This is a genomic window from Pedobacter panaciterrae (assembly GCF_013204795.1).
GTDB lineage: Bacteria > Bacteroidota > Bacteroidia > Sphingobacteriales > Sphingobacteriaceae > Pedobacter > Pedobacter panaciterrae.
Genome location: NZ_JABMKW010000008.1, coordinates 1,078,711 through 1,105,034, shown reverse-complemented (window position 1 = coordinate 1,105,034; position 26,324 = coordinate 1,078,711). Strand labels below are relative to the sequence as shown.

The window sequence follows — 26,324 nt, the reverse complement described above, 5'->3', positions numbered from 1 at the left end:
TTAATCTAGTGCTCCTGTTTTCATTGCTTCTTTGGGCTTCGTCTGAATTTGATTTCCAACAATACCTTCAAACTCAACCTTTATTACACTTGCAATTGCATCTGGCGCTGCCGAAGGTAGTGCTATGGTTAAAACACCATTTTCTGTAGCGGTTTTCAGCTTGCTTTTTGTGGCTAACAATGTAGCTGAAAGCACTTCATTTTTAAGATTAGGAATAACCAATTTGCCATCTGATGGCCAATTAAATACAGAGAAATAAAGCGTGGTACCTTTGGCTGTTTCTTTTCGGGTACAGCGTCCCCATTCTAGCGGGGGTATCGGACTTGATTTGGTCGCGTAAATCGCTTCGCTATTTACTTTCATCCAATTGCCAATGGCTTTTAATCGTTCTATGCTTTCCTCAGGAAAAGTTCCATCTGGCTTAGGCCCTATGTTCAATAGGTAATTACCACCTTTAGAGGCAATATCGGCAAGGTTTCTGATCAGCGTTTCTGTCGATTTCCATTTGGTATCTGAAGTTCTAAATCCCCAGGTTCCGTTCATGGTCATGCAGGTTTCCCAGTCCATTCCATCCAACTCTGCCTGATTGGGTATTTTTTGTTCAGGAGTTTTGGTATCTCCCGGAAAATTAGGACGTTTTAAACGGTCGTTGGTAATAATCTGAGGTTGTGTTTTTAAGGCATCCTGTAATTTCAACGCTGCTTCATCTGTCATGTTTGTTGGGGTATCCCACCATAGCACCGCTATATCGCCATAATTGGTCATCAGTTCTTTAACCTGAGGTACCGATACCTCATCAATATACTGAGCAAAGGATTTGGTTTCCTGGGCAGGATCCCAATGTCCATGATGAGCTTCAGTGTAAGCGTCGACCTTTGCCGAGTCCGGATTTAACCAGCCTTCAGTCATTACCTTTCTTGCTGCAGATCCTCCTGCGTTATTCCAATCTTGGGCCTGCGAGTAGTAAAAGCCAAGTTTCATTCCTTGCTTTTTACAAGCTTCTGCCAAAGGCTTTAACAGATCTTTACCGTATGGCGTGGCATCAGTTATGTCCCACTTGCTGGCTTTTGAGTTAAACAAGGCAAATCCATCATGATGTTTAGCAGTAATGATGATATATTTCATGCCTGCGTCTTTTGCCATTTTTACCCATGCATCCGGATCGTATTTTACAGGATTAAAACTTTTAGCCATTTCCTGATATTCGGCTACCGGGATTTTAGAACGGTTCATGATCCATTCGGCCCCACCCCTAAGTTGTTCATGACCTTTATAAACCCCTGCAAACTGTGCGTAAACACCCCAGTGAATGAACATTCCAAACTTGGCCTCTCGCCACCATTTCATACGTTCATCTTTAGATAATTGTTTCTGACTGTAGCCTGTTTGTCCCAGAAAGAGAAGCGCTAACGTTATTAAAAATAGTATTCTACGCATGTTATATTTTGATAAATGTAATTGAGCAATACCTAAATTAGGGAGTAATAACTGGTTAATACTCTTTGTTTTTTGCCTATCGTTCAGCCTAATTGGCTTATTTATTTAATGCTTTGTATCTTAAAAGTGCTTCCAGATAATAATAATCTGCATAAGAAATCGGTACATCTACTTCGCTGTTAGATGGCTTTGAACCTGTACTGTGTAATAAAATAAAGCCCTTATTCTCTCCTTCAGGTGAAATATACTTTGTGCTTAAACTCTGCAACATGAGATTGGCTTTACTTTTATATAAATTCTTATTGCTGCTATATTTGCTTAATTCGTAAAGACCAGACGCAATTACTGCAGCAGCAGAAGCATCTCGAGGCTCATTAGGTATACCAGGGGCATCAAAGTCCCAGTAAGGCACCAGGTCTTTTGGCATGTTTTTATGATTAAGAATAAAGGCTGTAACATGCTCTGCCTGATTTAAATATGCTGGATCTTTTGTATAGCGATAACACATAGTATAACCATACAGCGCCCATGCCTGCCCTCTTGCCCATGCCGATTCATGACTATATCCCTGATGGGTATTCTTTTTTAAAACCGCCCCTGTGTTTGGATCATAATCGATAACATGATAAGAGCTATAATCTGCACGGAAATGATTCTTCATCGTAGTGTTGGCATGGCTCACAGCAATTTTATAGAATGATGAATCACCCGTAAGCTTAGTTGCTTCAAAAAGCAGTTCCAGATTCATCATATTGTCTATAATTACCGGATTCACCCACTTATCCGTACTATGATCCCATGATCGGATCACTCCAGTTTTAGGATTAAATCTTTTACTCAATGTCTGCGCAGATTCGATAATTACGTCTTTGTAGTGTGGATCTTTGGTAAGCCTGTATCCGGTTCCGATACTGCAGTACACTTTAAACCCCATATCGTGGGTTACGCCATTTAGCTTTTCCTTTTCTATGTCAGCAGAAAATTTCTTTGCCTGTGTCAGCCAGTTTTCTTTACCTGTATATTCGTATAAAAACCATAGTTCTCCTGGGAAAAAACCGCTTGTCCAGTCTTTGGAGGCTACCAGTTTTAAATTGCCATGATCTAACGTTCTGGGCGAAACCAGTTCGGATTTACCGGAAGCTGCCTTTGCCTGATCTACTTCTTTAAGCATCAACTCTGTTTGTTGCGATGCCTGCTCAAATGCCTTTTTTACATTGATCTTTTGCGCAAGGGATGGTAATTGAAAAACAGATAAAATAAGTGCGGTAGAAATATATTTATTCATGATTGGGTAATGCTTTATAGGTTTTATTGAATAGGAATTAGCTGTACCTCTAACAGTTTCATTAGCTCAGCTCCTTTAATTTGTGTTGGTTTAATGGTAAGCAGTTGTATACCCACCGACGCCGAAATAACACCTGCATCCTGTGAGGTTACCATTCCATCGGCCGGAGGAACTACGGATGTGTTAATTTTAGTAGTTCCCAATTGGATTTCATAAGCAGCTCCAGAAGTTGAGCCTGCAATATATTTAACTACTACTTTATATTTGGCTGCTTGAAGTGATTTTAAGGTCCACGATAGGTATTGGTCCTTTAGCCTCCACCCATCCACATAATAGCGGTCTGCTTTACCATCGCCAAAAGTAAATTTCTTACCATGCAGTTGGGCATCAAAAGCAAGCAGTCTGTTGGTAGTGTTTTTTACTAACCGTCTTACCGTATCGGCAAGTATATTGCCTTTTACTTCCAGTACAACAACAGCATCAATAGCATCTGGCACTTTTTGAGGCAAAGTGACTACAGCATCTTCAGGCGTTAAGCGTTTGATTATCAATTTCTTTTCCGAAGGATCCGCCAAAAGATAAGCGTTACTTACATTGCTCTTTAAGCCTCCAACAAGCAGATTACCATCCGCTGGCCAGTCAAATACATGAAGGTAAAGCAGGTTAGCTTTCTGAGTAATAACACCCCATGCAGGGATAGGTAAGGCTGAACGTTTTGTGCCTTTTATGCTGGCTGAATTGGTTTTCATCCAGGTTCCTATTTCATCTAATATCCTGATATCTTTTTCATCAAAACTACCATCGCCTTTTGGACCAATATTCATTAAAAGATTACCACCCCTTGAAGCACTGGTTGCCAGAAGTTGTATAAAGAATTTAGGAGATTTATGACTGTTGTCGTGTTTTGAGTAACCATACGACTCATTCGTTGTTGGAATTGCCTCTGAGTCGCCTTCTACCGTTCTCAGTTCGGCTGGCCTATCGCCGGTGTTTAGGTAATCGCCAAAGTTGCCGTAATTACTTCTTGCAAGTCTGCCGTTGACAACGATATTTGGATCTGTTTCACGGATGGCTTCCAGTATCCTCAGATTTTCAGAAAGCGGTAGTTTATGTGGGGTATCAAACCAAAGTATATCGGGATGATACTTGTTAATTAACTCTTTTATTTGAGGAATGGCCTTTTGATCTACATATTTCACAGCTTTAGGAAGCCATTCCGGGTGACTATCGAACCAGTTTGCACCACCCAATAATTTATCACCTCCGGGATTTTGGTATTCCCAGTCGTTTCCGGGTGCATCGGGATGTTCCCAGTCAAAAGCATGAGAATAATAAAATCCAAACTTCATGTTGTACTTTTTAGCTGCTGCTGCCAGTTCCGCCATTGGATCTCTCTTAAACGGTGTTTGTTGCATTACATTAAAATCGGACACTTTACTGTCATACATTGCAAAGCCATCATGATGTTTAGCGGTAATGATAAAGTACCCCACACCAGCATTCTTTGCTTTTAAAATCCATTCTTCGGCATTAAATTTTAATGGGTTAAATTCATGTGCCAGATCAAGATATGCGGCCCTTGTGATCTTTTCTTTCCGCATCAAATGTTCCGAATAGCCATTTACTTTTTTGCCTTTCCACTCTCCCGCAGGGTTTGAGTAAAGTCCCCAATGAATGAACATTCCAAAGCGTGCCTCTCGCCACCACGCGATGCGCTGATCGTGCGTTTTCATAGATTTGCGCCACCATCCTGCTGTTGCTGCATCTATGGCTTTCTGATCTCTTTGCAAGGCCTGATTAAACATGTTTACATCTTCATCTCCCGAAACCTGACTCTGTGCGGTGCTGCACAATAGCAGAAGTAATAGAAATAAAGAAATGTTTTTATAGTTTAGTTTAGCCATATCAAAGGATTTCTTACCGGTAGGTTTCTGATTACTTCTTCTACTTTTGGGTCATGCTCCAGCTTTAACCAGGTGTTTAACCATTCTGTTTTATGAAATGCCTGTGCTCCAAATATCAAAGCTGGCTGTGCAACGGGCCAGTTTTCCCAATACATCACATCAGGTTTTAAAGTCCACTTGCTTTTATCAGCCAGGTAAGGATAAAGATAGCTAATCCCCTTCTCAATAGATTTCCCGTCAACCGTCTTATACTCCCATAAATTATCGGTTTTAGTAGAAAGTATCTGGCAAAGCGTAGTCATGGCATCTAAATTAAAAATGGAATAACCATAAGGTTTTGTTCTCGACAGTTCTCTTGGAAAGCTTCCATCTACCGCCATTTGATCTGGCAACAACACTGTTTTATACCTTTCTTTGCAAAAGTTAAGCAATTTCTCATCCCCTGTAAGTTTAGCAAAGGATGCGACCTGCATGGTAAAGCAGGTTCCATGATTGTTCTGAGCATTCATTTCTGCTTTGCCATAAGGATGGCTCATTAACCAGCCCAGGTATTCTGTAAACCATTTTCTGGTTCCCGATAAAACCTTTGGATCTAGTACCTGTTGCATCACTATAACACCTTGTGCAACCTCTAATAGTTGTATGGTATCAATTATTCCTATCCCTCTGCCTGTAAACCTGCCTTTAATTGCCTGTGCATATTGCAGGTTTGCATTCATTAAAGTAGCAGCATTTATAAACCAGGCTTCTAAATGAACCATTGCCTGCTTTACATATTTATCATCTCCTGTTATTTTATAAGCAGATGCAAGTGCTCCAATGATTTTGCTGAACCGGATCATCGCCAACCGATGGGCAACAAAATTATCCGGATTGGTCATCCCATCTTTTTGAATATAAGGCGCGTTTGCATCTTTAGGATCAGGCCACCAGTAGTCGCCCTCCGAATAGAAGTCGTGCTTACCACCTGCACTTCTTAAGGAAGTTTCGGCTGTAACGGTAACCGGTTCTTGCTGCATAGCCCAGTTGGCCTGCTCCATTATCTGCGTTTTTAACACATTAACAGGCGCTTTTTTTATGGATGAACACGATTGCTGCACCATCATTACCACTATGGCTGTAAAGAAGATAAGTACGAATTTTCTAATCATTGCTGCTAATTGGTCATTGCTTTAAAAGTTACTTTATCAATTGTATTTGGCTTTCCGTTTTCGGCTTTAGATATACTTGTTTTCAGTTTACCACCTGCTGTTTTAGAGATGCTGATCTCTCTAAAGCTATACCCTCCTTTTTCATAATTAAAGGTCTCACCATCATCATCATAAAGCTGATATTTTGCAGGCTTGCTACCATAATACCTGATTTCCAGATTTACTTTTTCATTAGGTTTTGGTGCATGTAGTAAGGCCGGCCCCATTGGGATAATGCCACCGTCTTTAACATATACAGGTATTTTATCCAGTCCTGGTGTAACAGTGATCACCTCTCCATCACCCGCATATTTACCGGTATAAAAATCGAACCATTTGCCTTTAGGAAGTATTACTGTGCGCGTTTGCTTTCCGGTAAACATAGGAGCAACTAACAGATACTCGCCTGCCATGTACTGATCTTTAACCTCTTTACTCACTGCCTCTACATAAGGATTATCTTCAAGATTGGTGCTTTTTACTTCTTTTTTAACATCAGATTGATAACCTTCCTCCAGGTTCATTGCCCTAAACGGAGGGATTCCCTGAAAGTGGTATTTCGCAAACTCGCTGTACCAGTAAGGCATCATTTGCATACGCAAAATTGCCATGTCTTTCACTTGCTGTTCTACTTCCGGGTACGACCACGGTTTTGTACCGCTAGACCACGCATTGATCATTGCCATTGGCGAGAAAACTACCGACTGCATACGACGCAACCATTCCTCTCCGGTTTTAGATGCCCTCGCTTCGGGAGTCCACAATACCCCAGCAAAACTGCTGTTTATTAAAGCGGTAATAAAATCTTCATGGTTATAGTAATCGTTATAAATTACATAAGGCAATGAACTGCCACCACCATTAGAAGCCCGTACCAATCCATAAGTACGTTGGTTACGCTCATGATATAAGGCAGCGCTGTAGCGCTGAATAAGCAGGCCATAGGTTTGGCGCAATTGCTCTGCACTTTTACCCGATGGGAATATCGTTACATCAGGCCATAAATAATGGTCATAGCCATCTACCTCATCAAATTTATATCCGCTTATGCCAATATCTACCTGGCTCTTTTTAAGCTGTCCGAAGAAAATATCGCGGGCCTCGGGCATGGTTAGATCTGGAACTGCACCTACCCAAACTGTATGATCGGCAGTGTAGGGTTTGATCTCCTTATAAATCGACGCTTCCGGCGATACATAAGGGTTAGTCCACAGGTTAAGTCTGATGCCTTTACCCAGCATCTCTTTTACAAAAGCAGCAGGTTCTGGATAGCGCTTAGTATCCCACTCAAATGTGCATGGATAAGCTCTGCTTTGCCATCCCGGCTCCAGTCCGATAAAATCTAACGGAAAGCCTTTGTCCTGAAATGCTTTAGCTTCGTCTTCCACATCCTTAGAAGTAAACAAGGTTTTAACCCGCTGTGTAAAGCCTAAACCCCAACGTGGAGGCAACACACCACCGCCATTAAGCAGGTTATACCTACGAACGGCATCTAATGGTTTTGGGCCCGCAAAAACATAAAACTCTACACCTTCTGCAGGAACAAGGATCTCTACACCATCAGAATAAGGGCGGGCCGACCAGCTTTTATCTGTATTACGATCTTTGGCTTCAGGCACGTTGGCACCATCTCTTTTAACCGAGGAACCTGCAAATACTTTTAAATAACGTGCTGAATTTACAAAAACGCCATATCCATTAGATGAAACATAAAATGGCGTTGGTGCATGGGTGCGTCCATTGTCTTTACCTCCATAATGATCTACATGGAGTTCAAGGATTTTACCGCGCTGGTGCACTGTTTGAAAGTTTAATCCAAAGCCATAAAGCTGCTCTTTTTTATCTAATGGAAAACGCAGATAGGTTTTACCATCTGATAGTTTTCCGGTGATTTCGCTTTTTTCAAATGGGAATGGTGCATCACCCATGTTTTTTAGTCCATCAGCAGATGGTGTAGCACCTGAAGCAGTTAATAGGTTATAAGCCTCTGGTTTCCCGACACTGCCTTTCCATACACCTGGAGCCACTAATTCCCATTTAATATCCTGTGCGGCAAGATCAGTAGTTAAAAGTAAGAGCAACAGATACATCGGGTATTTAAATATTTTGTTCATGAAGGCAATTTTATAGGGTAATTATTTTATAGGTTTTTCCTTTTTCTGTTTTAAAATCAACTATATAGCCTTGCTGTACCGGAACAGATTGCAAAGCAGATTTAGCATTGTTCTTATATTGCGGTTTGTACGGTAGTTGTGTAAGTAGATTTGGATTTGATCCGTTCACAGGCTGTGCATCTGCTTCCACCACCTTTACTTTTTGCAAGGTTCTTAGGCGGCAGTTACCACCAATTTCCGACTTAATAAGTGCTTGTGCAAGCTTTCCGTTCTTCCAATCAAGGTTTACAACAAAATTGCCCCTGGCTTTAATTCCTTTTATGCTCCCTTCTTTCCAGGCATCTGGTAAGGCTGGAAATAAGCTTAGCATCCCGTCCTGACTTTGTAAAAGCATTTCGGTCATGCCTGCCGTTGCACCAAAGTTTCCATCAATCTGAAATGGAGGATGTGCATCAAAGAGATTGGGATAAGTTCCACCTCCGCTCATTTGTTCCTTTTCTTTTGTGGGGTCTATATAGGCAAAAGCATCTTCCAGTATTTTATAAGCATGATTGCCATCCTGTAACCTGGCCCACCAGTTTATTTTCCAGGCCATAGACCATCCTGTGCTTACATCTCCTCTGTATATCATAGATTGTTTTGCCGCGCTCGCCAGTTCAGGTGTTTCAAATACAGAAATCTGATTCCCGGGATATAAGCTAAACAAATGAGAGATGTGTCGATGGGTATCTTTTGGATCATCCCAATCCTGAAACCATTCCTGTAACTGACCATACTGACCAATATGAAACGGATACAGCTTCTCGCGTGCAGCGATCAGCTCTGCTCTAAAATCTGCATCCTCATTTAAGGCTTCCGAGGAAGCAATAATATCTGTAAAAAGCTGTCGCAGAATAGACATATCCATGGTTGAGGCCATAGAGAGCTGATATTCTTTACTTTTTATTTTTACCGTATTTTCAGGAGAGGTAGACGGATTTGTGATTAAATAATTGCTGTTAGGGTCCTTAATGAGCCATTGCAGCATAAACTCGGCAGCTCCTTTCATTAATGGATAAGCGGTATTTTTTAAGAAAACTTTGTCGCCAGTAAATTGGTAATGCTCATATAAATGGGTGCTAAACCAGGCACCACTCATAGGCCATGCAGACCATCTTGGCATCCCCTTAGGGTCTGAATCGTAACCACCTGGAGGGGAGCTCTTAGCCCAAAGATCAGAGTTGTGGTGTACCACCCAGCCCTTGTTTATATTATAATTAACCTTGGCTGTTTTAGCGCCATTTACCGCCAACTCCTTCATAAAATTAAACAGCGGCTCGTGACATTCAGAAAGGTTTGTGTTTTCTGCCAGCCAGTAATTCATCTCGGTATTAATGTTTGTGGTATAATTACTGCCCCAAGGTGGTTGTACCATATCATTCCAGATCCCCTGCAAATTGGAAGGTCGTGAACCTGGTCTGGATGCTGCAATCATTAAATACCTGCCAAACTGATAATACAATGTTTGCAATCCCTGATCGTTTTTGTTCTTTGCATATTGCAGCAAACGCTCATCTGTGGGTTGCTGTTCTGCCGCAGGGTTGGTTTTTAGCAGAAATTCAACTCTCTTAAACAGTTGCTGATAATCTGCAACATGCTTAGCTTTTAAATCATTATATGCTTTTGCATAAACCTTATCCAGATTTGCTTTAGCTTCAACCGAAGGGTCCTTACCTTTTAAACCGGGAGACTTATCAAAGCCGTTAAAACTCGTGGCCTCTGACAAGTATATCGTCACTGCATTTGCATTGGCTACTTCTACCTGCTGGTTATTGATTTTTACGGTACCCCCTTCATTTTTTACTTTAATACGAATCTCGAAGTTCATCCCCTCTCCCGATTGTTCATCGTATTCTATTTGTTTCGGATCGTAATCTCTGTTTGCTACATATTTTGGTGCCTTCCCTGTAAGGATAAGCCCGTTCTGATCTGCACCATTAACATTAAACCGCAGCTTACTTGCTAACCCGGCTTTAAAGTTTAAAGCACCCGGCTTGCTGGAGGTTATCCTCACCAGTAATGCTTTATCCGGATAACTGGTAAAAACTTCTCTTTTGTAAGTTACCCCATCAATAGTATAACTGACTGCAGAAATGGCGGTATTGATATCCAGTTCTCTTTTGTATGATGTGGTTACACTATCCTTGCGGTTATCCAGAATATAAAGCTCGCCTAATGGTAAATACCTCGCCGAATATGGACCCTGCATCTTTTTCCAAAGTAGGGCAGCCTGATCGTAATTGCCTTCAAAAATTGCTTTACGAACCTGAGGCAAAACCTGCGGACCGTTAACATTGTTGCCAGCATCTGGAAAGCCAGACCAAAGTGTATTGTCGTTTAACTGGATGCGCTCGCGGTTTACGCGACCATAAACCATTGCGCCGGTTTTACCATTGCCTAAAGGCAATGCCTCTTCCCAGGCCTTTGCCGGTTTATTATACCACAATTTAAGGTTATTTGTTTGTGCCTCTGCGCCGATACTCATTAGGATAGCGCCTGATAATAAAGCCTGCTTTAATTTCATTGTACTCATTTAAAGTTCTATAAATGCAGAAGGTATTCCAGTTGCCTTAACACTGGCTACGCTTTTTCCGCCATTTAGTTTTACACTAATAATTGCATGCCCGTTACTTAGCTGCACTTTTCTCGATCCGCTGGAAGTCCCCTGATCGTCTACCAGACTTCCATCTCCAGTTAAGCCAAATGTGATGTAATTTGCGGCATCCAGACACAATATACCTTTATCATCAGTCAATTTTACCTGAATTGTTGCAACTCCTTCTTTTTCTGAAACTTTTTCTAATACCATTTTAGCCGGTTTAGTCCATTTTGCAGTCTGGTACTGTTGACTGATCTCATCCGTTATAGTCTTACCATCCTTAGTAGCCACTACTTTAAAGTTATTGGTTCCTTCATTTAGTTTCACCATCCACCTTAAACCCAGCGCCGGGAAGCTTTTAATGTTTCGTTTTTTCTTGCCCAAACTTTTACCGTTCACAAAAAGCTCAGCTTCATCGCAATTAGAATATACTTTAACCATTTTTTCCTCTCCTGCATCTCCCCATCTTACCGGCCATGAATGTCCGTAAATATGTACCATCGGCATTTTTGTCCAATAGGCCTGAAAAACATAGTAAGATTCTTTTTTGGTAAAGTCTCGCTCTACAACCCCTTTTTGATTCACATAAGGAACAGGATTATCCGGACGAATTGGTGTAGAGAAATCTTTAAATGGCCAGTACGCTGTACCTGTTAACCAAGGCATAGATTCCTGCTCTTTTAAATGCCAGTCTATCAGGTTCACAATATAGCTTTCGCTCCAGTCGCCATCCTTAGATACCCTCGCACTACCTCCATATAATGATGCATCACCTTCTCTTTCATCTGCCCCTACGCCTGTTTTAACCAGGCTTAATGCTTTATCCGGACTCTCAGAATGGCGGCCGGCATGACTATCGCCACCCCATTCTACATGCAGAAAATGGTCTACACTTTCAAATTCCTTTTTAGAGGCTTCCTTATACTCCGTATAAATACCACGGTACCAACCTGCCCATATAGAAGGCGAATAAACATCAACAATGTCTTTGCAGAAATCACATCTTCTAATCGCTGTTTTCCTTGATGGATCCAGCTTATGCGAAAGGTCGTTTAACTCTTTCATAAAAGCCCTGATCTTGTCCTTCTCAAATTCAGCAAAATCCCCTGGCCAGTCATTTTCATTGCCAAGCCCCCAGATAATTATTGAGGCATGATTGTAATGCTGCTCAATCATATTGGTCAGCATCCTGCGTGCCTGATCTTTATAAATATCGCCACCTAAACCGCCACGGCACCATGGAATTTCCTCCCATACCAATATTCCCAGGCTGTCGCACAGATCAAGCACTATTCTCGATTGCTGATAATGGCCCAGGCGGATAAAGTTTACGCCCATATCTTTCATCATCATCATTTCCTGCTTTATCATGTCCTCGGTCATTGCCTGCGCTACTCCGGCATGATCTTCGTGCCTGTGCGTTCCTCTTAACAGCATTCTTTTGCCATTCAGCATGAAAGGGCCCTTTTTTACGAACTCGAAATTTCTGAACCCGATCTTTTCCTGGTGAACACTTGTTTCGCTTTTAACGTTCACAATAGTTTCAACGGTGTAAAGATTCGGTTGATCGGTAGACCAGAGTTTTGGGTTTTTAACCACGGTATCCCAAAGCACCTTATCGCCTGTAAAAGCCCTGATTTCCTTTTTCCAGCTCGAGATTACATTACCCCGAGGATCTTTAAGATTAATCTTTACAGAAATTGTATCAATCCCGTCCGGGTTTAATAATCTGGCCGCCACCGTTAATCTACCTGAACCGCCTTTTGCATCAACGCTTGCATCGGCAAATACTTTATCTAAAGATACCTGTGGAGTATAAACCAAATTTACATAGCGGTACAAACCACCATATACATTAAAATCGGATAAGCTGGAAGGGATCATTTCCAGATCCCTTGAATTGTCGCAGCGTATTTCTACAGGAATTTTGCCCTTAAATTCCTTTTGAAAGACTTCATTTTTTTTGAAGGCCTCCACCTCATCTGTTATATCAATAGTGAATTCATCGTAGCCGCCAACATGTTCACCTACCTTTTTGTTGTAGATGTAAACCTGTGTTTTTTGTCCGGCACCCTCAAAGTGAAGCAAAGTTCTTCCCTTTTGGTATGGGTTGGCAATTGTTAGCTGTGTACGATACCAGCCTGGCCCCTGATAGTAATTCACATCAGGATCTACCGCATCGGTAGCATTAAAGCAATGCGGTAGCGTAACCTCCTGCCAAAACGGAACACTTTCCGGATTGCCTTCCTTAACTGGCCTTACAGCTTCCCAAACACCTCCCAGATCGCCTTTTAAATATTCCCAGTTTCCGGATAAACGTTGTTTTTGTTGTGCAAATAAGTATTGGTTGCAAATCAGCAATCCTAAAAAGAGTATCAGTCTGTATTTTTTCACTTTTATCAATATAATTTATAGGTATAATCGGTTTCTAAGGACTATTCAGGAATACTTGTGGTTAATACTCCCCCAATTACATGTATAGAGCCATTTGTTGCCTGGATGCTGCTGGTTCTAACATTCAATACCTCATTTAACACAATCGGATAATCTGAGGTATTAGATGGCGATGAATTAAGCACCTTAATGGTCATAATTGAATTAGGGTTAGGTAAAAAAACACTGGTTGATGTAATACCCACCGGTAACTGATTCCAGTAGCCTTTTGGTGCCAGTGTATTGCCTTCTATTGTTTGAAGCGCAGGAATGGTAAAGTGATCATGCTGGCCCTCCACAATAAGATACAAGAGGTAGTTTTTAACAAACTCTTTAGGATAATCGTCCCATTTTGTCGCAACTTTATTATTTATTTTATAGGTACCCCAAAAGTTCGCACCAGTAACAGCACCGTTATTTAGCAGTATAAATGTTCTGTTCGGCTTTTTGTATTCATTTGTATCTATCCCGGAATACTCAATAGCTTCCATCATCCTGTCAAATATCCTTGCCTCGCTATTAGCCCCTCTGGATCTGTCCTTTAGGTATTGCCATGTACTCTTATAGATCTTTGGGTCTACAGTATGCGGAACCCTGTCGTAGTTTTCCTGCAAGTCCAGCCCTGCAAGAGAACATCCCGAAATTAAAGTAGCAACAGCGGCTACCGTTAATATATTTCTAAATAAATTCTTCATTTTCCTGATCATTAATTGTAAGTTGGATTTTGAACTAATTGCCTGTTGTCTTCCAGAACAAAGCGGTTTATCGGCCACAACAGTTTTTCTTTCAACGGCCCAAAACCACCGGTTGCAGGCACTCCACCTTGCAGCCTGGTAAGTCTTCTGTTAATTACAGGATCCATTATTTTGTTCACGTGGTTTGTACGAACCAGGTCAAACCACCTTTTACCTTCTCCAAAAAGCTCATATCTTCTTTCCTGAAGGATGGTATCTTCCATAGCAGTTTCATTTGCAACCGAAGGATCATCAGCAGACAGCGTGGCCAAACCAGCACGCACCCTAATAAAATTCAGGTATTTCAAGGCTCCTGCACGGTCGCCCGTTTTATTTAGCGCTTCAGCATAAGAAAGATAAACATCACCTAAACGGTACATCACCAGGTAAACATTGTACTCTTTAGCAGGCTTGCCACCTCCCGGGAAACCAGAACCCGGAACATCATAATATTTAAGTAACCTATCGAAATGTGCCAGCGTTTTCAAAGTATCAAGTGTTTTAGTCACTCTGGTATCAGCTTTATTCAGTTTCCAATCGTTGTGAATTACTGAATCCAGTCGAATGGTAGTGTTAGACTCTCCTATTGAAACTGGAATGCACGCGCAACCGTTATTTAAGTTATCCCAGTAAATGCTCCAGATCGCCTCTTTAGAACCTGTTGGATCAAGAAACAATTTCGGTTTCCAATCTGCCTGGCTCTCAAGATCTGTGATCTCATTACCACCATACACCTTGCCCGAAGGTGCTTTTGCTGCAAAAACCCTTTTGATCCACATTATTGCATTCTCATAATCCTGAGGCTGGTTATTTGCACCTGCGTTCCACATGTAAGCATCTGCTGCAATTGCAGCTATACCAGCCTCACCGATTAACCATACATTAGGCGTTTGAAGTTTCTGCGTTAATGAATATGCTTTTTCCAGATCAGCAAGAATAATCTCCTTCATGATCTTATCCTTAGATTCTCTTGGCCTCTCATCTTCCTGTGAAAAATCATCATATGGTTCAGTCCATATTGGTGCATCTCCCCAGAGCCTGATGATATAGAAATAGCACATTGCCCTCATTGCATAACATTCTGCCAAATTCTTATCCCTTATTGCCGGAGTAATCTGGTTATCTAAAGAAGCCGCTTGTGGAATGTATTTGATTGCGGTGTTTGCTCTTCCAATAGTTCTGTACAGCTCGGCCCACGATGACTGTGCATTTCCCGAGGTAAGGTTGTTTAATGAAAGCTCCTGCATGGTAATGTTGTTATAACCAGGATGCAAATCAAAATTATCTGATCGGGCCTCTCCCCAATAATGGTACTTACCGCTAAAATTTGCCCCCGTACCTGTCATTACCTGCTGAAAGGATCCGTAAACACCGGCCATAGCAGCATTTACATCTTTTAATGATTTAAAATAATTCTTGGCAGACACCTGTGTTAATGGTTCTTCGGTAAGGAACTTTTTGCAGCTGCCTAAAAAAAGAACTGCACTAAATACCGCACTTATATATAATATTTTCTTCATGATTTCTGATTTTAAAATGTAAGGTTAACGCCCAAACCGAATTCTCTTATTTTAGGGTATCGACCAGAATCATTACCCGGTTGTAGCTGATTTGAGGTACTGAACTCGGGATCAAACAAGCTGTAATTTGTCCAGGTTAAAAGGTTCTGTCCAAAAACATAAACCGTTGCCGATTTCATTTTAGCCTTTGCGGCTATTTTAGGATCAAGCGTAAAGGCCAATCTGGCACTGCTTAACCTGATAAATGCGCCATCTTCCAGATAAAGACTGTTTTGTTCATAACGCATGTTTCCTCTTGTATCCTTGCGTGATGCCATAGGATATTTGGTTACATCACCTTGCTTATACCATGAAGTAAGTGCAGCATCCGGTGTTGGCGGAGAATAAGTAGAGTTAAATCGGTTCTGGTCAGCAGCTACCCTGTTATAGATTTTATTACCGAACTGACCATTAAACAAGAAGCTCAATGAAAATCTCTTGTATCTAAAGGTATTACTTAGTCCGAAATAATAAGTTGGCAAACCATTTCCGGCAATGATCTTATCATTGTCGTCAATATTTCCGTCATTATTAGCATCAAACCACTCAGTGTCACCACCTTGCAGTTTTACATTGTTATAATATTTACTTTTAACAGTTCCGGTGTATGGTTGCCCATCTAAAGTATATCCTCCAAAACTGGTCACTGTGCTACCATCTTCACTAACCACCACGTTTATAGGAGTAAGTCTTTTACCTTCGGGTGTATATGCATTTGACACATCGTATTGGTAAACACCAAGATTCTTAAAAATAAAAAAGTCACCGATTTTACCACCTTCCTGTATCAGCCATTTATTACCCGATAAAAATGCAGTACCATCAGCAAGTTTCTTCACTCTTGCTTTAGGGAATGTAATGTTTGCATTTACGTCCCAGCCAAACTTCTCGGTTTTAATTGGAGTGCCCACAACGGTAAATTCCAGACCTGTATTTTCTATGGTGCCTAAATTTACTGCAACCTGAGTTTTTCCTGTTTCTTTAGCCAGCTCGCTCTGATAAAGCAGGTCTTTCGTGGTTTTGTTATAGTACTCTGCTGTAAAAGTTAACCTTCCTTTGATCATGGTAAGGTCTATTCCATAATTGGCAGATGTAGCTGTTTCCCATTGGATAAGCGAATTTCCTAAAACCACATTCTCTGCTGCTCCGCTTAACCCGTTATAATAGTTGCCACCGAAGTTTATGGTAGTATACGATTGATAATCGCCGATAGCATCATTTCCCGCTGACCCATAACTATATCTTAACTTTGCATCATCCAGAAAACTTTTGCTCCAATCCATAAATTTCTCATCAGAGAATCGCCATGCGGCCGACATAGATATAAAATTTCCCCATTTGTTATTTTCTCCAAATCTTGAAGATCCGTCTCTGCGGATAGTTCCCTGAACAATATATCTTCCTTTATAGCTATATGATCCCCTTGCCAGCAACGATACATTTGAATTTGCTGTCGCAAATGTTCCCGTATTTGTAGGGTCAATTATCCCCACATTCGAAGTAAAAATATCGTCACTCAACAACTCCTCTACCCTGATTCTATACTCATCCCTACGTCTTCTATCGGCAGTAAAACCAGCTACACCAGTTACTGTATGGTCTTTGCTAAAGGTTTTGTTGTAGTTCATATAGGTCTGACTTTCCCAATAAACCTTTCTTTCTGCTGATCCTGTTCCTGTAGAAAATGCAGCATTGTTTATAATAGCCGGAGTTACATTTCTACTGTTTTGATTATCGAGTTGAGCATTGAACATGGTAGTAATGCTCAAATCTTTATAAATCTTATACTTGGCCTGGGTGTTAAACTGAGCCAGGTAATCATTATCGATGTTCTTATCTAACAAGGCAAAAGCAACAGGGTTTCTTTTTGATTCTGTAAAACCTGCAAGTGTTCCATCAGGCCTATAAAGACTTGTCCACGGATTACGTTCAAAGATCTGCCTTGCTGTATTCTGAATGTTCAGGATATTTCCTGTCTGATAAGCAAAAGCAAGGTTGTTGCTAATGGTCAGCTTATCTGATATGGCATATTCTACGTTTAATTTCGATTGTATTCTTTTAATCCAGCTGTTCAATGCGATGGCTTGATTATCTACATAGTTTAAGCCCCCGTAATAAGTTATTCCTTTTGAGCCTCCACTTAAGCTCAAGTTAACAGTATGCTTTTCCGATGTTCTGAACAATAATTCCTGATAATCATTGTCAGCATTCAGATAAGGGTTAATAGAATCCACATTTCCGCCAATTCCGGCACCACCCCCTCTGATCATTCTGTAAAACCTAAGTTCATCAGCAGAAATAGTTCTTATTTTATTTGCCAGCTCACCTCTGTTATAAGTATACTGAACGCCAATAAGCGGCTTACCTTCTTTACCTCGTTTAGTAGTTATGATGATTACACCATTTGCACCTCTTGCACCATAAATGGCCGCAGACGCTACATCCTTAAGAATTTCAAATGACTCAATGTCTGAAGGGTTTATATAATTCCCGTTCTCACTAATGATTCCATCGATTACATACAAAGGGCCGGTACCCGATGCATTTATTGAAGAAGCTCCACGGATCTGGATGGTTCCCTGTCCGGCCGGATCGCCGTTATCATTGGTAACCAATACGCCAGAGGCTTGCCCTTGTAATGCATCAAATAAAGTAAGTGGCTGGCGTTCTGCAATGTCTTTAGCAGTTACTGATGATATTGAACCGGTGAGGTCACGTTTTTTAACTTTTTCGCCGTATCCGGTTACTACAACCTCGTCCAATGCAGACTCATCTTCTTTCAGGGTAATATCAATTACCTTTTTATTGCCCACAACCGCTTCCTGCGAAACAAGGCCGATGTAAGAAAACAGAAGTGTTGAATTTGCATCGGGAACTGTAATGCTGTATTTACCATTTGCATCAGTCTGTGTGGATACTTTGGCATTTTTTACCCTAACGCCTACACCGGGTATTGCTCCCCCTCCGCCGTCCTTTACTGTTCCCGTAATATTAATGGTTTGCCCAAAGGCTGCTGAACCGGTAAGTAAAAACCCAATTATCACCATCCGTAAGGATAGGAAACTGAATAATTTACATACAGAATAGCCATAACATGAAACTGTTTGAGTATCATTTTTCTTCATAGCGTTTAAAATATTTGGTTGGTTAATTCACGAGTTGCTCAAACCCGTAGTTTGTTAGGTTGGTTGGTTAGTTTATTGATTGTATGTTTAATATTTAACTGAAATTGGTAACAAATTCTTTTTGATAACATAGCGGACTTTTTCCTGTGATCTTTTTAAAGCATTTGTAAAAGCTCGCGAAGTTATTAAAGCCACAATCATAGCATACCTGTTTTAGGTTAAGGCTGTGTTCAATTAACAGTTCGCAGGCCCTGCCCACTTTAATCTCTATCAAAAACTGCGAATAGGTTTTCCTGGTGCGAGATTTAAAATACCTGCAAAATGAATTAGGACTGATCTTAGCTACATCAGCTATTTCTTCTAAAGTGATCTTGTTCTTAAAATTAGCATAAGAATAATCGTAGATATCGTTAATGCGATCCTTTTCATGAGGCTCCATTTCATGCTGAAAACCAATTGATGAAAACGTTTCCAATTTTTCACACTTAGTGATTTCAGCGAGCACTTGCATTAAAATAATTATCCTGTCTATGCCTTCTGCATTGGGCATTTCAGAAATCAAATCAGCTATATGCTGTTTGTTTTTACCCTTAATCTTTAGCCCTCTTCTCGACTTTTCCAGGACAGACTTTAACAGCTTATTCTCGGGTAAATTCAAAAAAGATTCACCCCACATATTTTCAGAAAAATGAACCACTCTTACGTCAGGGTTAGAGGCAGGATTATTATTTCTAAAGTACATATCATCAAATCGCCAGTAGTGTGGCAACTGAGGGCCAACAAGAACAATATCACCTTGATTAAACCTGCTAATATTGTCTCCGATAAATTGGGTACCTTTTCCTTTACTGAAATAAACTAATTCAAATTCTGGGTGATAATGCCATTTGTTATTAACAGATGGAACCACATCCTGCCTAACACTAAATGACTGAGCAGGCGACATTGAAACTTTTAGTAGTTGTGCTTTCATAGTTTAATTTATTAAGTTAAAACCATAAGATGCGGGCGCACAAGAGAACACTGCTTGAGATACCTCGTTCATACACCGGTGATTTACATATTTGGTTTAGCTAATGTAAGCGCCAATAAAATGCAAGAGGGGTTAAAATCTTAAAGAAAGAGGGTGATTTTCTTAAATTCAGAAAAAAGGTTACTTTAAACTGTACTCTGAGGGGGTTTGTCCGAATTGCTTTGCAAATTCTTTACTGAAATATTTACTATCACTAAAGCCCACCATATAGGCAACCTCATAAACGGTATAAACATCCTGCTTTAGTAACTGAGCGGCTCGCTTTAAACGAACAGATTTGATGAAGTTATTTACCGTAAGATCTGTAAGCGCCTTAATTTTCTTGTACAAAATTGGTGTGCTCATCCCTACCTCCGCAGCAAGTGTATTTACACTAAAATCTTCATTGTTAAAATTGGCTTCGATATATCCCATTATTTTATTCAGGAATTCCTCGTCGGCCGATTCTATTAAAATATTGGTTGGCTGAAGTGTTATCTGCTGACTAAACTTTCTACGCATATTAGCCTGCAAGGTTAGCAGATTATAAATATTAAGTTGCAAGCTGTTAATGCTAAATGGCTTTGTAATGTAGGTCTCTGCTCCTGTTTTCAGTCCGTTTACCTCATGGATATTGCCGGAACGCGCAGTAAGCAATATAATAGGAATATGGCTTGTGCGTGGGTCTGTTTTAAGTGTACGACAAAGCTCCAATCCATCCATAACCGGCATCATCACATCACTCACAATAATATCAGGAATCTTCTCTATCGCCATTTCTACACCCTCTTCGCCATTATTGGCTTCTATTACCTGGTACGACTGCTTTAAAGATTGCGCAATAAAGCTCCTTACCTCAACATTATCTTCTACTATTAAAACAGTTATCCCGTCTTCTGTTTTCTCTGCCGGCTCATAATTCTTTACCGGTTCAATTTCCGATTCCTGCTGATAAAGAATAGGGTTTTCACTGCTGATATACTGTTCAATAAGTTCATCCTTTTTAAAATGTTCTTTCCCTAATTTAAGCCTCAGGCTAAAACAAGTATGAACGTCTTCGTCTTTAAGCTCCTCATTATTTACCAATGATAAACGACCATGATGCAACCTGCTTATCTTTTCGGCTAAGGCCAGACCAATTCCTGTACCCGTAGTTCCCGAGCGATGGTCTCTAACCTGATAAAAGTTTGTAAATATCTTATTCCTGCTTTCTTCGGGAATCCCTTTTCCATTATCAGCTACCCTTATTTCGACCTGGTTGTCGCTGGTCTTAAGAATATCCAGGCGGATAATTCCATGATCAGGTGTGAACTTAAACGCATTAGAGAGCAGGTTAAACAATACTTTCTCCAGTTGTTCACTATCAAAATACACTTCTATGATGTCCTCATCGCAGTTAAAGCGATAATCAATATGATTTTTAAGGGCTACGTAGGTAAATGAAATATAAATCTCTTTAGCAAAGCTTACAATATTCCCCGGTGCCACATTAAGTTCCATATTACCCGATTCGGCTTTTCTAAAATCCATCAGCTCATTCACCAATCTGGTTAGCCTGCCAGCATTTTTCTTTACCGTAAGTAATCTTCTGTTTAAGGCAGGCGATTCCTTTGTTTCGTTTACCAAATGCTCCAACGGGCCCACAATAAGGGTTAGTGGCGTTCTGATCTCGTGAGATACATTTGTAAAGAAATCGAGCTTCATCTGATAAATCTCGTGCTCTTTCCTTAGCAATGTTCTTATCCACAGGAACCTTAAAACAAGGAATATAAGCCCCGAAAGCAAAAGTATATAGATAAGATATGCCCACCATGTTTTCCAATAAGGCGGATTTACATTAATGATCATCTCCTCGGGCTTGCTGGTCCACACCCCATCGTTATTTGCTCCTTTAATTAAAAGGACATACCTGCCCGCCGGCAAATTGGTAAACGCGGCCTGTGGATTAGTTACATAATTCCATTCTTTTTCGAAACCCTTAAGTTGATAAGCGTATCTGTTTTTTTCGGATTTTACATAGTTTAGAATGGCAAAATCAATAGTAAAGATATTCTGATGATAAGAAAAAGTTAATTCCTTTGTTAAGCCTATATTTTGAGTAAGCAAGCCTGTTTTATCATTAATATTTACGGGTTTATTAAACAACCTTAACCTGGTAAATATAGCTTTGGGCACCTTTTTATTATCTCTTATCTGATCCGGGAAGAAACTCACCATACCGTTATAGCCACCAAAGAACATTTCGTTCTTACTGTCTTTAAAAAAGGAGTTGTAATTAAAAACATTTCCCGGCAACCCGTCATCAACAGTATAGTTTTTAAAAACCCGTCCATCAAATTTCGATAAACCGTTGGAAGTACTTACCCACAAATTCCCCTTACTGTCTTCCAAAAAACCTACTGCGTTATTACTAGGTAAACCATCATTAATCGTAAACCTACTTATTTCTCTGTTTTTATCATACTTAATCAACCCTGATTCATAGCTACCTATCCAGATATTGCCTTTCGAATCTTCTTTAATAAAATTGATGTCGTCGAATTTAAAATCAATGCTATTACTCTTGAACTCTTTAATCTGATTAGAACTTGCTGAAGCTATATAAATACCGGAATTTGTAGCTATCCATATATTTTTTGCAGAATCCTCAAAAAAAGTTCTTACAAACTTTAACTCCTGGTTATAGGCAGCGCTATTGAGCAACGTAAAATTATCCTTAGCCTCATTATAAAGAAAAACGCCCTGTGCGCGTGTTCCCACCCACAATCTGCCCCGGCTATCGTGTAGCAAACAAACGATCCTGTTCGAGTTTAAGGCATGTGGATCTGCAGTATTTGGTTTATAATGCTTAAAAGTACCCGAAAAAGGCAAATATCTATCCAGATTCCCCTCATAAGTAGCTACCCAAACACTTCCTTTCTTATCAATTGAAATGGCTTTTACCAGGTTTGAACTTAATGAATTAGGGTTGCCTATTTCATTTTTTATAGCTTTGAATTTCCCGGTTGTTCTGTTATAATAATTTAACCCTTCTGCTTCTGTCCCAATCCACAGATTATGGTTTTCATCTTCAACAATAGCACTAACTACATTGCTGCTGATGCCATTACCGCCCAAACTGGTCTTGTATTCTCTGAACGGGGTAGAGTTGGCATGGTACACATTAACCCCTCCATAGTAAGTACCTACCCACATGGAACCTGCGGCATCTTTCAGAATATCATAAGTAGAATTTTGGTTTAAGGTTAATGGATCATTAGGGACGTGGTTCAGAACCGTGAACTTCCCTGTTTTAACATCAAATATATCTATACCATTTAAGGTAGAGATCCATAATTTTCCATCTTTGTCTGCCTTGATTTTGCGAATTACATTACTGCTAAGTCCACTACTCGGTCCGCCTTTTGCCGAGTAATGCTTAAAAGTGCCGGTAGCCCTGTCCATTAATTCCAGTCCATTATTATGCGTACCTATCCATAAATTATGGTACTGATCTTCAAAAACAGCACTAAGGTCGTCATCAATTAAACTAGCTGGATTGCTGGGGTCATGAAAATAAGATTGAAAAACATACTTTCCTTTTTTTTCTTTCATGCTGGTAAGGCCTTGCATAGTAGCAATCCAGAGTACATTATTATGGTCCTGATGAATAGCTTTTATTAATGAGTGCGCCAACCCTTGACCCTTAGTATTGCTGCTATAAAAACGCTGAAATTTATCAGGCGCTATCATCTTGTTTAGCCCGTTGTCTGTTCCGACCCAAATATTTCCCTTATTGTCTTCAAAAAGATTCCTGATAATATTGTGACTGATACTGGTTTTGTCTTTCGGATCGTGAAGAAATCTCTTAAAAGAATTACTTTTAGGCAAATAAAGATTTAATCCTTTTTGTGTACCTACCCATAAATTGCCCTTTCTGTCTGTAAGCAAATAATTAATATTCTGACTGCTGCTTAAAGAGGCATTGTTGTTTTTATCGTGTTTAAATACTTCGAATCTTTGAGTATTGAACTTGTTAAGTCCATCTTTAGTTCCGAACCACATAAACCCCATACTGTCCTGAGCTATAGAGAGTACACTGCTTTGCGACAAACCATCTTCTACCGTTAGGTGATTAAAGCTTATATTGTTTTTTTGAGCACTGGCATCTACACCGCAAAGAAGCGGCACTAACAATAATACACTGTTAATTAAGTGATACAATAATTTATTACGGCTCATATTTGGTGTTAACCCTATCCTTTAGTTCAACGAAAGTAAAACAAATAGATTTGCCATAAAAATACAATAGTTGTTTTTATTAATTCAACCTTAATCTCTGCTTTTGCTTTAGCAGCTGGGTTTCCAGTTTTTTAAAGGCAACCTGCTGAACATCTACCTGGTCATCTATGGCTATAACAGCTGCAGTTGCTGCTGATTCACCAAGGATCATAAAAACAGGTTCCATTCTAACGGAACCATAAGCAATATGGGAGCTGGAAACACAAACCGGCACCAGCAAATTGCCACACTCTCCTTTTTTAGGAACTATTGATCCGTAAGAGATGCTATAAGGTTTAGGGGCATGCACACCTATATCGCCCTCATTCTGCACAAATCCCTTATCGGTTACATATCGTTGTGTATTATGCGAATCTAAAGCATAAGAACCCATCCCAATAGGTTGAGGCACTTCCTTCCGTCCTAAAGTTTCGTTTTCTGTAAGTACCTGATCACTTATCATCCTTCTGGCCTCTCTTACATAAATTTGGTGGGGCCAGTTTCCATTATCTTTAAATTCGTCTTTAGATAAACCCCATGTTTGCAGTCTTTTTTGCAGATCAGCCGGAACACGTGGGTCTGTGATCATGAAATACATTAATCCTTTCTGATAATCTTCATGCTGTTTAATGATCTGCTTTCGCTTTTCGTACGAAGCCTCCGGATAATCGTAGTTCATGCCAATATAATCGGTACTGAACGGACCATGATTGTTGGTATCCGTTTTATGATTGGGTATGTCATCAAATTTATCAAACAACTCTTTCCATCCACTCTGAAACACCCTAGCCAGCAATTCGTAATTTGCCGGGTTGTAATTATCAGGTTTTGGAAATGTAATTCTGTTCTCTGCCTTATTGGTGAGACACATTCTAAAGCAATATGCCTGCAACTTATTATCGCCCTCTCCTTTTATCCCCGGATCCTGGTCGGATATGCCTGCCAGTAGACCGCTGCTTTTATCGCCGGTAACTTTATATGGATCTATATTTGTTTTAAAATGATGGCCATGCTGAAACACTTCTGTTTGCACGCCATTCCAGGTTTCTCCGTATACACTGTTTGCTTCACGGCCTATGTGGTAGCTAACCTTTGCCGCAGCCATCAAATCTCCCTCATAGGTGGCATCAATAAACATTTTACCACTAAATTGCTTACCACTTAAGGTAGTGATTGATGTAATTTTACCATCCCTCATCTCTACACCATCTTTACGGTTCAACCATTCATTGCGGTAAACTTTAATATTACTTTCTTTGATAAAATCTTCCATTATTTTTTCGGCAACGTGTGGTTCAAATATCCACATTGTGCGGTCTTTACCATCAATAGCAGGTGTTCCTTGCCCCTTGTTCCCATATTCTTCCTTTTTTTGCCATTTCCATGCAGTATCTTGCTGATAATGTAAATAAACCCGATGATAAAAATCTCGGGATAAGCCTCCTATCACCTCTTTATTTCCGGTATCTGTAAAACCCAATCCACTGGATGACAAGCCTCCGAGATGAATATCGGGAGAAACAACAATAACAGTTTTACCCAATTTTATAGCAGTTACTGCTGCTGTTACCGCTGCTGAGGTACCACCGTAAATTATAAGATCTGCTTCATATGGTTTTTTATCTGCAGCCTGCAGACCAAAATTGGAAAGTATAATAAAAATGGAAGTAAGTATCGTTTTATATAACATTTTATTAGTAATAGGGTTAAACATGTATTTGGTTAGAACAGCAAAATATACATTTTATATCAAACTTTTGGCTGTGGGGCTTTAACAGGGCCTTGATAGGGCCTTGATAGGGCAAAAAGCCCTGGGAATGCCCTATCAAAGCCCTAACAACACCTCAGTAAAACTCCGATAACGACTGGTTTACTAATTAAAACCTTACACCAAGGCTTGCAGAAAAGGTAAGCATTCGGGTATCCAGGTTATCGCCTTGGTCTGATACAGTGCGATTAAAAACCGGCAGCAGGGTGTAACTGATCCTAAAATCACCATAAAGATTTATTCTAAATGGTTTATTGTCGCCCACCTTAATACCCGCAAGCAAGCTGTTGTTAAAATGATTTACATATTTTAAAGGCAGCGTTTCGTTTCGGCCCCTGCCGCCATCGCCGTCTACCCCATCTTCATATCTTAATTTTGTTTTCGAATTAACAGCAATACCCGGTGCCATGCCGGCATAAGCCGATAAGAAGAGCCTGTATGCACTTGGTTTAAAATTGTAACTGATCAGAATTGGGAGTTCTACATAATCAATATTGAAATTATAGTTATTATAGGCCTGCTGCTCCTGTCCGTCATCGTCAACAATAATTACATAATTATTCTTTTCTCTGTAAACCATCCCTCTGGAATTAAAGAGCAACTCGGCACCCAGTGTAATTCGTTCTGTTAATCGCCCATCGGCAGTTAATCCAACAAGTGCAGATGCACGGAAATAGCGGTTAAAATAACTGAGGTCAGTTCTTTTTGAGTTGGCTGTGGGCGTTACGTTGCGTGTAAAAAGAGAGCCGTTAATGCCTGTTTTAATCCCAAACCTTACCTTTTTCTCAAAATCAGGCTGTTCCTGGGCCTGAACATACAGCCCATAGAAGAGCAGTATGAAAAAACATAAATTAGATTTCATAGC

The 26,324-nt window shown here is 40.2% G+C and carries 14 protein-coding genes; all 14 read right to left on the bottom strand.

The features are described 5' to 3' along the window. A complete protein-coding gene (locus tag HQN86_RS06780; RefSeq protein ID WP_172660231.1) occupies window positions 1-1,437 on the bottom strand; it encodes an alpha-L-fucosidase in 1,437 nt (478 codons plus the stop codon). Between the two features lie 97 nt (window positions 1,438-1,534). Beyond that, complete coding sequence (locus HQN86_RS06775; RefSeq protein WP_172660230.1) at window positions 1,535-2,722, bottom strand: glycoside hydrolase family 88 protein; 1,188 nt, start codon at window positions 2,720-2,722, stop codon at window positions 1,535-1,537. 23 nt (window positions 2,723-2,745) lie between these two features. Next, the gene (locus HQN86_RS06770; protein ID WP_172660229.1) at window positions 2,746-4,626 is read right to left on the bottom strand and encodes an alpha-L-fucosidase; all 1,881 of its coding nucleotides are present in this window, start codon (window positions 4,624-4,626) and stop codon (window positions 2,746-2,748) included. After that, window positions 4,614-5,777 carry an alginate lyase family protein gene (locus HQN86_RS06765; RefSeq protein ID WP_172660228.1) on the bottom strand — a complete coding sequence of 388 codons (1,164 nt, stop codon included), beginning with the start codon at window positions 5,775-5,777 and terminating at the stop codon, window positions 4,614-4,616. The genes HQN86_RS06770 and HQN86_RS06765 overlap by 13 nt, the downstream gene beginning before the upstream one ends. Before the next feature lie 5 nt (window positions 5,778-5,782). Then, window positions 5,783-7,930 carry a glycoside hydrolase family 31 protein gene (locus tag HQN86_RS06760; RefSeq protein ID WP_172660227.1) on the bottom strand — a complete coding sequence of 716 codons (2,148 nt, stop codon included), beginning with the start codon at window positions 7,928-7,930 and terminating at the stop codon, window positions 5,783-5,785. Window positions 7,931-7,940: 10 nt separating this feature from the next. After that, the gene (locus HQN86_RS06755; RefSeq protein ID WP_172660226.1) at window positions 7,941-10,493 is read right to left on the bottom strand and encodes a glycoside hydrolase family 95 protein; all 2,553 of its coding nucleotides are present in this window, start codon (window positions 10,491-10,493) and stop codon (window positions 7,941-7,943) included. 9 nt (window positions 10,494-10,502) lie between these two features. Further along, window positions 10,503-12,962, bottom strand: coding sequence for a glycoside hydrolase family 2 TIM barrel-domain containing protein (locus HQN86_RS06750; protein WP_172660225.1), 2,460 nt, complete (start codon window positions 12,960-12,962; stop codon window positions 10,503-10,505). A gap of 41 nt (window positions 12,963-13,003) precedes the next feature. Further along, window positions 13,004-13,696: a hypothetical protein gene (locus HQN86_RS06745; protein ID WP_172660224.1), complete on the bottom strand. Its 693-nt coding sequence runs from the start codon at window positions 13,694-13,696 to the stop codon at window positions 13,004-13,006. Window positions 13,697-13,707: 11 nt separating this feature from the next. Continuing rightward, window positions 13,708-15,255 (bottom strand): RagB/SusD family nutrient uptake outer membrane protein, encoded by a 1,548-nt coding sequence (locus HQN86_RS06740; protein ID WP_172660223.1) that lies wholly within the window; start codon window positions 15,253-15,255, stop codon window positions 13,708-13,710. Between the two features lie 11 nt (window positions 15,256-15,266). Further along, on the bottom strand, window positions 15,267-18,419 hold the full coding sequence (locus HQN86_RS06735) for a SusC/RagA family TonB-linked outer membrane protein (protein ID WP_246269455.1): 3,153 nt from the start codon (window positions 18,417-18,419) through the stop codon (window positions 15,267-15,269). A gap of 94 nt (window positions 18,420-18,513) precedes the next feature. Beyond that, complete coding sequence (locus HQN86_RS06730; RefSeq protein WP_172660222.1) at window positions 18,514-19,392, bottom strand: AraC family transcriptional regulator; 879 nt, start codon at window positions 19,390-19,392, stop codon at window positions 18,514-18,516. Window positions 19,393-19,572: 180 nt separating this feature from the next. Then, window positions 19,573-23,652, bottom strand: a complete 4,080-nt coding sequence (locus HQN86_RS06725; RefSeq protein ID WP_172660221.1) for a hybrid sensor histidine kinase/response regulator transcription factor — start codon at window positions 23,650-23,652, stop codon at window positions 19,573-19,575. Window positions 23,653-23,731: 79 nt separating this feature from the next. Then, entirely contained in the window at window positions 23,732-25,381 is a 1,650-nt protein-coding gene (locus HQN86_RS06720; protein ID WP_172660220.1) for an FAD-dependent oxidoreductase, read from the bottom strand. Between the two features lie 187 nt (window positions 25,382-25,568). Beyond that, window positions 25,569-26,321: a porin family protein gene (locus HQN86_RS06715; protein ID WP_172660219.1), complete on the bottom strand. Its 753-nt coding sequence runs from the start codon at window positions 26,319-26,321 to the stop codon at window positions 25,569-25,571. Window positions 26,322-26,324: the final 3 nt, after the last annotated feature.